The sequence below is a fragment of the Pilimelia terevasa genome (genome assembly GCF_014647915.1).
Classification (GTDB): domain Bacteria; phylum Actinomycetota; class Actinomycetes; order Mycobacteriales; family Micromonosporaceae; genus Pilimelia; species Pilimelia terevasa.
This window is the reverse complement of record NZ_BMQC01000018.1, coordinates 15,652-26,505: the sequence shown is the minus strand read 5'-3', so window position 1 is coordinate 26,505 and position 10,854 is coordinate 15,652. Positions and strand designations below refer to the sequence as shown.

The following is a 10,854-nucleotide window of genomic DNA, read 5'->3' as shown; positions in this document are numbered from 1 at the left end:
CATTGCGGGGAGGGTGGATGCCAGCGGCAGCGGACTACCTGGCGATCACTCCCGCTGCGGCTCGTGGGCAGTGGAGCGCGGTCCTCAACCGTCCCTGGCCGGCAGCGGGGAAGCGCCAAGTCGCGTTCACGCCGGTCGAGACGTTGCTGTGCCTGGCCGCGAGCCTCATGGTCGATCATCGCCGGTACGGCGGATCGACCGCGCACCGTGCTGAGGAGCCGGTGTCCAGCCTGGCCCAGCTGTTCAAGCGCCCTAACAGCAGTGTGTTGGCGAAGATGGCCAATCTCGACGGCAGTCGCCGCAACGGTGCGCGTCACGAGGTAGAGATTGCCGCCCGACTCCTCGGTACGCAGGACCACTTGGCGGTCGTCTACCGCATCATCGTTCGCGCGGCCCGAGATGCCGGCGTGTCAGCGCACGCACTGCCCGACTTCCTGATGCTCGAGCACGACGAGGCGCCGCTGATCCTGCTCGGCCAGGAAGAACTCCCCGCGAACGACATCGCCGACGTCGTACACCGGGAGAACCCGATGCTGGCCGATCACCTCACGGAGAAGCTGTTGATCGCGGCGGCACGGGTCGGACAACACCGTTTTGCCCGCGACGTGTTACGCAACCATGGCCACCGGTGCGTGTTCTGCGGCCTGACGGTCACCGTTGACGACCGGAGGGCCCCACGGATGCTCGTCGCGTCGCACATCAAACCGTGGCGCGACAGCGACACCCGCGAACGCCTCGACATGACCAACGGTCTGACAGCGTGCCCAACACATGACGTCGCCTTCGACATCGGCCTGCTCGGCGTCAACGGAGGCCTCCGCATCAACCTGCACCGCGACCTGCATCGCGCTGCCGACACCGATCCTGCCACCCAGGCCGCGTTCGGCCGACCACCGCTGGCCGAACGGCTCCTCGTGCCCGTCGGCGGCACGCCACCGCACAGCGCCTACCTCCACTGGCACCGCACGCACGTGTACCGCGGGGGAGACGAACGCGCTGACGGAGCCCGCGATCCGGTGACATGACGGGCCGTACGGGCTTCGTGCGCGCCGTACCGCGGCACCGACGTTGACAAAAGGGCCCCGCGCAGACGTTGGTTGTGACCGACCGCGTGGTGGTATGGGTTCGCACATCAATGTCTGGGTTGATTCAGAACGCCTGGTGTCGAGAAGCTAGGCGCACCCAAGTGCGCATACGTTCATCTGCGATTTGGGATCGACTTCTTCACCGGAGTCGAGGTAGGACCGGCGGCGCGGGTACCGTGGCGACGTGTGATGTGTGGTCGGCAGGGTGGGAGGCGAGGATGGAGGCTGTCGGGCCTCTGGGTATGGGCGGGGATCACGTCTACCCCGGCCGGGTAGGCGACGGTAGGCGTGGAATGCGCCTTTGGACGCTGCCGTCGCGACTGGAGCACCTTTTCGGAACGGTGGTGAAGCCTTCGGGGGCGCAGCATACTGTGGAGGAGGTGGCGGACTGGATCAACGGTCGCGGCACGGTGGAGGTGTCAGCGGCGTACCTGCGGTGTCTGTTGGCGCCTCGGTCGGGGGCGGGTAGGCCGGCGGTCTCGGCGCTGGCTGTCCGGTTGAACCACCTGTTCGACGCCGTCCGGCGTCCGGACGGGAAGGCGTTCAGTAATGACGAGGTCGCCGCCGCGGTCAGCCGCCGTGACGGAGTTTCCACCTCCGGGTCGTACCTGTGGTACATGCGCCGCGGGGAGCGGGACAACCCGAAGATGAAGGTGATCGAGGGGTTGGCCGATTTCTTCGGAGTGCCCCCCGGGTATTTCTTCGACGACGAGCCGCCGGCGGTACTGCTGGGGGAGGTTGCCGCGTTCTTCGATGTACCCGTTTGCTACTTCCACGACGACGAGCAGGCTACGACGATCGCCGAGGAGTTGACCCAGCTCGCTACGCTGGCGCGTGGTCGGGCCACCCAGACGGTGGCGAAGATCGAGCATGTGGCGATGCGCATGGGTGACCTGTCAGAGGACAGTTTGCAGACAATTCTCGAGATCGTCGAGAACGTGCGTCGCCTGGAGGGTCTGGACCGCCCTCGCCCCGGAGGCTGATAGTGGGTCCGTGGAACTTGCATCATGCAGCTTGGTCCCAGAGTCAGCGGTCATTGCGCGTGCGGTGCGTGGCGCGCTTGGCTGAACTGGATCTGTCCCTGCCCGTTCCGTTTGACCCGGAGCGGTTCTGCCGGGATTTGGCCCACCGGCGTGGTCGGCCGATCCACCTGATGCCGCTTCCTCGTGACCGGACCCAGGCGCCGTGTGGGCTGTGGATCGGGTTGGAGGATCGGGACATAATCACTTACGACCCGGGACAGTCCCGTCTGCATCGCGACCACATCATCGCGCATGAGACGGCCCACATGATCTTGGATCATCCTTCTCAGCTTGACCCCGCTGCCCTCTCGACCCTGCTTCCGCACTTGTCTACGCGGCTGATCAGACGGGTTCTTGGACGGCATCCGTTGATGCGTGGACCGCAGGAGCGGGAGGCTGAGCAGCTGGCGGCGATCATGCTGAATTGGGGTGACGAGGGGCTTCCTGTGGCCGATTCGGCTGGAGGGGGGCAGGTGCGGCGCTGGACGAGCATGTTCGACGCCTCTCGCCGCTGGCATGGGTGAGGTCGCGGTGGACGTTGCCGCTGCGGTGCTCGTCACTGCGGCCGGCTGCTACAAGGCGGTCCACCTGGCCCGGAATCCGGGTAATCCGACGCTACGCGCGTTGGTCCTCGGCGCCGGACTACTCGCCCTCGGAATGTGGTTGGGTGTGGCCTGGCTGTATGCGGCCTTCGACGAACTTGTGGGCGTGGCGAACGCGGCGCGGCTGGCGCGGCACCTGTGTGCGTTAGGCGTGGCGGCGGCGAGTCAGTCGCTGTTTCTGTGGTTGGCCGATCCGTCATCGGCGGCGCGGCGGGCGCGGCGCCGCGTCGCCTGCTGTGTGGGCGCCGGGATCGGGATGGCGGTGCTGTTCACCCAGGCGCGGGTGCCCGTGGAGGCGCCACGCGATTTCGCCGCCCGCTACGCCGACCAACCGCAGATCGCCGCGTACATGCTGCTCTACCTGGCGGTGCTGGGCTTCGCCGCGGTCGACCAGTTCTGCGCTGCCGTCCGGTTCGCCCGCCGCTGCAGCGGGCTTGTCCAGGTCAGTGGCTACCTGTTTGCCGGGGCGTTCGCCGCCGGCGGCTGCTATGTGGCCGCCACCGCCAGCGTGGTCGTGGCCGGCGTTCGCGGCGCCCGAGCAGCTTCTTACGACACCGCGCCGCTGCTGCTACTGATCATGGTTCTGCTGGTCGGCGCGGTGGTCCTGCCGTCGGTGTGGCCCCGCCTGGCCACCGCCGCCCGCGCCCCGCTACGGCGACGGCTGTACCGCAGGATCGGCCCGCTGTGGCGGGCACTGCACGCGGCGGCCCCACACATGACCATGCGCCCCGCTTCGCAGGCGGCCACTGACCATGCCGCTCTGGGGCACATTCGAGACGCTCTCTACTGGCGTGTGATCGAATGCCACGACGCGCTACGCGCGCTTCGCCCACTGTTGGCGGTCGCGACCCCCCAGGGCGGCGCCGACGGGGTGAAGGCGCTGGCCGCGTCCATATACCGGGCCTTGAGTAACGACCACACCACCGCACCACCCGCGGTCCTGACCTCGTCCGCCCAGGACGTGGACGGCGGCGTGGCCTGCCTTGACGCCGATGCGCGGCATCTCGCCGATGTCTCCGACGTCTACACCGCGCTACGACTCGCAGCGGAACTCACCGACTGCGGTGCGGATCTCCAGTCTCGAAGGGAACCCGGGAATGACTGAGGCGAAGCCGGCGCCCTCGCGCACCCGACACGCTCTGGACAGGCTCGCCCGGGTTATCACCGAGACACTGGCGCCCGCGGTGCTCCTCAGCGTCACGATCCTGGCCGTCGCGGGTCACGTCATGGCCACCGAAGGTTGGGCGGCCCTGGCCTGGGGGGCGGTACTGACGCTGTTCGGCGCGGTCATCCCCACCATCTACATCGTGCGGGGCGTCCGACGCGGCCGGTGGAGTAACCACCACGTCACCCGACGCGAGAGCCGCACCCGGCCGCTGATCGTCGCGGCGTTGTCGATCCTGACCGTCCTGATCCTGGCCTCGGTGGGCGACGCGCCCCGGCTGCTGGTCGCCATGACCGTCACCGGCCTGGTGAACCTACTGGTCCTACTGGCCATCACTAGGTGGGCGTGTCACAAGATCTCGTTACACAGCAGCGTTGCCGCAGGCTCACTGGCCGTCCTGGCCACCACCTACGGACCCACCCTCTGGTTCGCGGCGCCGCTGATGGTCGCGGTCGCCTGGTCGCGCGTCCACCTGCGCGAACACACCTTCCTGCAGGTCCTCACCGGTGCCACCACCGGCCTGCTCGCCGGAGCGGTGCTGTTCCCCTCGCTGCTCTGAGCGCCTGCACCCGCTCTCCTACGAGCTGTTCCCTGGACTGGCGTGAACGTGACACACGGCTCAGTTCTGCGGGCCTTCCATTGTGGCGTCGTATCAATACACTGTGCACGCAGCCGGTCTGGACTGGAGTGAAGATCCGATCCGGGGCTGGGACGGTGGCCGGTGTTTGAGAACGGGGTGGCTGGATGTCATGGGCGATGTGGTCACTGGCCACCCGAGCAAGGTCGTGCCAGCAATTGGTGAGTATTGGCACGGTGACCGCGGCGATCTTCACCATCTTCGCGGTCACGGTGGCAGGTCCGGTCGATGCGCGACCGTCTCGCTCAGCCACCCCGACCTCGACCACGGCGGTCGTCGCCGCCGACCTGGTCCCGGCGGCCAGGCGTGGCCCGTGTGGTCCGGCGGTGGAGTTGGGTAACGCACTGGACTGCGTTTGGGAGCCGGGTGAAGTGCACGGGTACGCCCTCCGGTTGGAGCGCGGTGCGGACTTCCTGGTTGGCCGGGTCGGGAGTGAGGCGGGGCTCGGGGCGACATTGTTGTCGCCGGCTGGTGAGGCGTTGTGCCGGTGGGGCCCGGAACCTACCCGCGGCTGTCAGGTCGCCGCCGGCACCTATCTCGTCCGGGTGGCCGAGGCCGACCGTCGCAAGCGGGCAGCCTCCGCCGGCAGCTACCGGATAGAGGTCGCCTCCATGCTCAGCGCGGCCTGCCCGCGGCTGGGCGCGGAGGCCTTCAGCTTCGCCGGCGGTGGTCTGGCCGGGCAGCTACCAGCCGACGCACTCGCGGGCTGCTGGCTGGTCGATCAGGCAGCGGGGAGCGTGGTTCGTTCCGCAGTGACCTCCGACGCTGACGTGTCCGCCGAGATCATTGACGGTGGCGGGGCGGCGGTGTGTGCCGCGCAGTGGGGCAGCGACTGCACTCTGGCCGGGCCCGGCCCGTACCGGCTGGTGGCTTGGGAGGTGTCCGGCCGACCATCTGAGATTCGGCTGCACCTTCCCCGGCTGACCGATCCGACGGGCTGCCAGGGCGCGTCGGTGGCGGGCTTCGGCGATCCCGGCTCCGCTGTGGTCAAGGCGAGCCGGAACGGTGGTGAGCCCCACTGCGTGTCGGTGACCGCCGCCGCCGGAAGCCACCTGGTCCGCACCTTGGGCGAGGGCGTCTCCTGGCGCGCCTACGACGAGCAAGGACGGCATCGGTGCGCGGCCGGGTCGGTGTGCCTGCCTGGCGCGGGGCAGCGCTTGAATGTCGTGGTCGAACCGGTGGAGGCGCAGCAGGAGTGGTCTGTGGAGGTCGCGGTCGTATCCACCGCCGGCGGTGGATGCGCCACCGGCGACCTGTCCTGGTCGGCTCCGGCGCGCGCTGTGGCGGTGCGGTGGCCCGGTCAGGTGGACTGCACGCAGGTGTCCGCGACGGCCGGTGACCGCTTGGTGGTGGCAGACGACGCAGGCGGCGCGGTGACAGCACAGGTGCTGGACGCCTCTGGCGGCGTGGTCTGCGTGGACACGGTCAGTGCCTGCACCCTGCCGGCCGGCGGTGTGGTGCGGGCCGTGTCTTACGCTCAGCCCGACGCCGGAGCGAACGGCGGTGACTACCGGGTGGAGGTTCGGCGGCTCAATAGTCCGATCGGCTGTCCCGTCACCGCGCCCACGGTGTTCGGCGCTAGGCCCGCGGCGGCGGCAGCGGTCCGCTGCCGGATCCTGTCCGGCGCTTCGCGCGCTCGTCATCTGGTAGGCGCGGTCGTCACCGACGGTACCGGTGTGCGGCAGGAGCCAGTGCGGCTGTTCGACGGCGCCGGGGTCCAGCTCTGCGATCAGCCGGTCTGCGACCTGCCGGCCGGACCGGTGACGATGCTGGTCGGCGCGGTCGGCCAGGTCGAACATCGCGCGTTCGAGACCGTGCTAATTCCGACCGCGGCGGCGGGCTGCCGCGATATCCCGGACCAGATGCTCGCCCGCCCGGCCGAGCGTGGCCGGCTGGACAGCGGCGGGCAGGTCGACTGCCTTCAACTCTCCCACCCGGCGGGTGCCCCGATCCGCCTGCTGCAGGCCTCGGACGCCGCCGTGACGCCCCGTACCCAGGTCCTGGATGCCACGGGCGCGCAGGTCTGCGACGATCTGCAGGTCCGTACCCGCTGCGTCCTGAACGGCGCGGCACCGTTCCGGCTGGCCGTTGCGGCGGGGGCCGGGGAATACGCGGCCACGGTGTTCCGCACCGACGCGGCCGCCGGCTGCCCCATCCTCCCGGTGGGCGCGTTCGGCACCGACGCCGGCGCGACGGTGACCTTCGCCGCTGACCGGTTCGCCGGATGCGCGGTACTGCCGGCCGGCCACGCCGACACCGAACTGTTCGCGTTCGAGCGGACCGCTGACGGCGGCGATGCCACCGTAACCATCTTCGGCCCCGACGGTGAGCAGGTCTGTGACCTGGAAGCCGGCGCGGCTGCGTGGCGTGACTGCGCCTTGCCCGATGCGGGCCTGCACTTGGCGGTCGCGGCGGGCGCCGCGATGAAGGGTTCGTTCCGGCTGACCCGCCGCGACCCTTCCCAGGCGGCGAAGGGCTGCCAGGCACTGACGCCGACGGGTCTGGGAGCTCCGGCGAAGGGCGAGGCCAGCCACGTGCGGTTCCTGCCCTGTTACCAGATCAGGTCCGCCGCCGCGGATGTGATCTGGGTCGACAGCCGCGACGAGAAGGACCACAGCCGGTTTCGGGTCTTCGCCGCTGACGGGCGCCTGCTCGGCGATTCCGAATGTCATCGGGGCGCGGCGCCGTGCGTGGTGACCGGTTTCACCTCCTATCAGGTGGTGCCGTGGGGTGTGGCCGCCGCCGGTAAGCCGCTGTCATTCCACCTGGACGCCTGGCGCCTTGCCTCCAGCACCGGACCGGCGACGGAGTGTGGGCGACTGCCGTCGCTGGCCTACGGGTTCGACAGGCAGCCCGGGGAACTTACCGCCAAGCGGTCGGGCATGTGCCTGACCGGCACCGCCGCGGCCGGGGACCGTTTCCTGGTCACCGCCACGGCGGGCACCGCTGTCGCCGCCGTCTCCGGCGGCGACCTGCACCGCTGCCCGGTCGGTACCGGCGGTTTCACCTGCACCATGGACGGCGACGGCCCGCCTGCACCGGTCGTGTTCGTCGCATACCCCACCGACCACCTGCCCGCAGCTCGCAAGGTCACGGTCGAGGGCGGCTGCCAGAGCGGTCTGTGCGGTGGAGAGAAGTTCACCGCCACCGCGGTGAGCCCCGCCAGGCTGACTCCGGGCGGAAAACGCTCCCTGACCATCGCTGGAAGTGCTCTGCACACAGACGACCAGGTCATGCTCCGCGACGCCCAGGACAACGTCATCGCGGCGGACTCCGACCGGGTGAGCCCGGACCGGCGCACCGCGACCGCGACCGTCGACCTCACCGACGCGAAGCCCGGTACCTGGTGGGTGGACTACGCCTCAGTGACTGGCGCCGCGACAACCGTTGGCACGGTCGACGTCGGCTCTGCACCTCAGCCACACCGTAGCCACCAGCACTGATCGCAACCTTCGGCAATGTCAGCCCGCCAACCGGTGGGCAGCCACACGAGGATGGGGACCACGTGCCACAACATCGAGGTAGACGAACAGCCGCGGCGCTGATCGCCGCGGTCACCGCGGCGGGCTCTTGGGCCGCGGTCCGGGTGCCGGCGACAGCCGCTCCGCCCGGCGCCAGCGGGCCTACCACGGAGGAGGCGATGAGGGCAGCAACCGGCCGTGCCCGCAGTAGCCAGCAGCCGGTGGAGGTGCCAGAGCTGCGCACCGAATTGGAGACGGTGACCGCGAACCCGGACGGATCGTTCACCGCTGAGGTCGCGGCCGACCCGGTGCGTGCTCGGGGGGTGGACGGCCCCTGGCGGGAGGTCGACTACACCCTGACCGCCCGTGACGGGGCCTGGACGCCCGTCGCTGGCGGCGAGGTGAAATTCTCCACCGGGGGCGGTGATCAGCCGCTTGTCCAGTACCGGCACGGCGGCGCCGGGTTCTCGCTGCGCTGGCCGAAGGCGCTGCCCGCTCCTCAGATCAGCGGACCATCAGCGACCTACGTGGACGCCCTGCCAGGTCTGGACGTGGTACTGACCGCCGAAGGTGGCGGCTACGCCTTCCGCACCGTCACCAAGAGTCTCCAGGCGCCAACCGACATCGACCTGAAGGTCGACTCAGACGGATACCGCATCGTTGCCGACCCTGACAGTGAAGGCGTGCGGATCGAGGACCCCGACGGCCAGGCCCTGGTCGAGCAGGGACCACCACAGGTCATCGCTGATTCACCAGCCGCAGGCGGCACACGCCGGTCCTCCTCCCCTTCTCTGGAGGTTGTCGCCGACGTAGTCCACCTGCGGCTGCCCGGTCCAACAAAGACGCGGTCGTCGGCGGACCGGCCCCAGATCATCGACACCGGGATGGGCGCGAAGCTGGCCACTTGGAGCTACGTCTCCTCCCTTCATGGCGACGAGAACTACAAGGCTGCCAGAGACAAGCAGGGCCTCGGATCCGGGCGCTGCCGCACCACCCGGGTAGCCAAGGGCAAGGTCCGCTCATGTGCCGGTGGCCTCAACTTCGTCAGTCGAATCCTTTGGGCGTTCCGGGTCGACAGCGGCGCGCGCAACGACCGGATCGCGCGGTGGAAGAACCGCACGGTACGGGATGTGAAATTCCGGGCTTTCGAAACCCACGCTTTCGTATGCAAGCCGGCCACGCGCGTCGACATCCGGACGGTCAACTCCAAGCGGGTCAGCGGCGCGACCTGGAACAAGGAGAAAAAGAATCTGGGGCACCACCTTGCCAACCGCACCGTTGCCTACGGGCACCCGGACTGCAAGAAGGAAGGCTCGCCGGTCGAGTTCGGGAGTGCAGCTCTCACCAGCTACGTGACCAAAACCCTCACCGCGGCCAACCCCGCCGCTGGCATCCTGATGAAGGCGACCAAGGAAACCGACAACATGACCACCGGTCGTGGTTGGAAACGATTCCATGGCTACAGCGCCGCCCTGTCGATCACCTTCAACATCCAGCCCGGCTTGCCGAACCCGCTGCGGATGACCGACACCAGCAACGACGCCTGCCCGAACGGTGCCGGCCAGGCGTACCTGAACACGCGAGGGCCGACGATGCGTATCACGAACCCGGTACACAAGGGCGAAGCTGCGCAGCAACTGACCACCACGTTCCAGATCGAGCACCTGGCCAGCGACGGCACCGCTAGCGAGGTGGAACGCAAAGACGTTGGACCGAAACCCAACAACACCATCGTCACGTTCAGCCCCACCGCAGAGTTGCCCGACGGCCGCTACCGGTGGCACGCGACCGCCACGGACGGCCTGCTGTGGTCGGGTTGGGGGCCGTGGTGCGAGTTCACCGTGGACGCGACCGCACCGTCCGGGGAGCCTAGCGTGACCTCGGCGCAGTTTCAGGAAGACCAGTGGGGCGCGCCAGCCGGCACCGTCGGCGAGTTCCAGTTCACCGACGCTGGCAACTCTGATGTGGCGGAGTACCGGTGGGCGTTCAACAACGACCAGCCGATGAACCGCCTGCCCCGTACCGGCGAGGTGACGGTTCTGACGGTGCCGGTGTCGGCGTTCGGTCCGTCCACGCTGTACGTGACCATGGTCGACCAGGCGGGAAACACCTCCGAGCGCACGCGCGGCTACCGGATCAAGGCTAAGAGCCGGTGCGTGAATCCGATCGACGACAAGTGCGCCGCAGCCGTGTTCCGTATGGACGAGGGAAAGGGAACGGTCGCGGCGGATGCCAGCCCGGCGGGGCGGAAAATGACCCTGACGGTCGACCCGTCGAAGGCGTGGGTGGCCGGCCCGCACCCGGACCGGCCAAACGACCGGGCGGTGGGCTTCAACGGATCCACCGACCACGGCCACACCGGCGCAGGGGTGGACAGCACCGGCGGTTTCAGCGTCGCAGGCTGGGTGCGCGCGACTGACACCCGGCGTGACTTCACGATCGTCAGCCAGAACGGGGGGACCAGGTCAGGGCTGTTCCTGGGGGCTCGCGGCGGCAGGTGGGTGTTCGGTCACGACCTCGCCGACGCACCGAACGCCGAAACCGTAGCCGCGGCCGGCGGCACGGTCACCGACACCTGGACCCATCTTGCCGGCGTGTACAACCCGACCGAGCGAACCCTGCGTCTGTATGTCAACGGAGAACAGGTCGCCGAACACACCGAAGTGCAGATCAGCTGGAACGCCTCCGCCGACCTGCAGGTCGGGCGGGAACGGGACAAGGTCCGCCCCTTGGCCGGCGCGGTCGACAGCATCCGACTCTTCCAGGGCGTCCTCACCGGCGGCGACGTGGAACGGCTCACCCGCGCCGACCAGGCTCGCTGACCGCACACCGGCGCGCGGCCGACACTGATCGGCCGCGTCGCCGCCCCTCAACTCCCACTT

Annotated in this window: 7 protein-coding genes; all 7 read left to right on the top strand. The window is 69.1% G+C overall.

The window, feature by feature from the left end:
• The first annotated feature begins 17 nt into the window (after positions 1-17).
• Positions 18-1,025: an HNH endonuclease gene (locus tag IEY75_RS18295; protein ID WP_189115611.1), complete on the top strand. Its 1,008-nt coding sequence runs from the start codon at positions 18-20 to the stop codon at positions 1,023-1,025.
• A gap of 440 nt (positions 1,026-1,465) precedes the next feature.
• Complete coding sequence (locus IEY75_RS18290; RefSeq protein ID WP_189115610.1) at positions 1,466-2,068, top strand: XRE family transcriptional regulator; 603 nt, start codon at positions 1,466-1,468, stop codon at positions 2,066-2,068.
• A gap of 77 nt (positions 2,069-2,145) precedes the next feature.
• Entirely contained in the window at positions 2,146-2,631 is a 486-nt protein-coding gene (locus IEY75_RS18285; RefSeq protein ID WP_189115609.1) for a ParH-like protein, read from the top strand.
• A complete protein-coding gene (locus IEY75_RS18280; RefSeq protein WP_189115608.1) occupies positions 2,624-3,814 on the top strand; it encodes an MAB_1171c family putative transporter in 1,191 nt (396 codons plus the stop codon). Before IEY75_RS18285 ends, IEY75_RS18280 begins: the two co-directional genes overlap by 8 nt.
• Positions 3,807-4,433 (top strand): phosphatase PAP2 family protein, encoded by a 627-nt coding sequence (locus IEY75_RS18275; protein WP_189115607.1) that lies wholly within the window; start codon positions 3,807-3,809, stop codon positions 4,431-4,433. Before IEY75_RS18280 ends, IEY75_RS18275 begins: the two co-directional genes overlap by 8 nt.
• A gap of 254 nt (positions 4,434-4,687) precedes the next feature.
• Positions 4,688-7,954: a hypothetical protein gene (locus IEY75_RS18270; RefSeq protein ID WP_189115606.1), complete on the top strand. Its 3,267-nt coding sequence runs from the start codon at positions 4,688-4,690 to the stop codon at positions 7,952-7,954.
• Positions 7,955-8,151: 197 nt separating this feature from the next.
• Entirely contained in the window at positions 8,152-10,794 is a 2,643-nt protein-coding gene (locus IEY75_RS18265) for a LamG domain-containing protein (protein ID WP_189115605.1), read from the top strand.
• The last annotated feature ends 60 nt before the right edge of the window (positions 10,795-10,854 follow it).

Excerpts from the sequence above, each read along its gene's own strand:
- IEY75_RS18295 (WP_189115611.1), top strand. The coding sequence starts at position 18 with ATGCCAGCGGCAGCGGACTACCTGGCGATCACTCCCGCTGCGGCTCGT.
- IEY75_RS18280 (WP_189115608.1), top strand. The coding sequence starts at position 2,624 with ATGGGTGAGGTCGCGGTGGACGTTGCCGCTGCGGTGCTCGTCACTGCG.
- IEY75_RS18275 (WP_189115607.1), top strand. The coding sequence starts at position 3,807 with ATGACTGAGGCGAAGCCGGCGCCCTCGCGCACCCGACACGCTCTGGAC.
- IEY75_RS18265 (WP_189115605.1), top strand. The coding sequence starts at position 8,152 with ATGAGGGCAGCAACCGGCCGTGCCCGCAGTAGCCAGCAGCCGGTGGAG.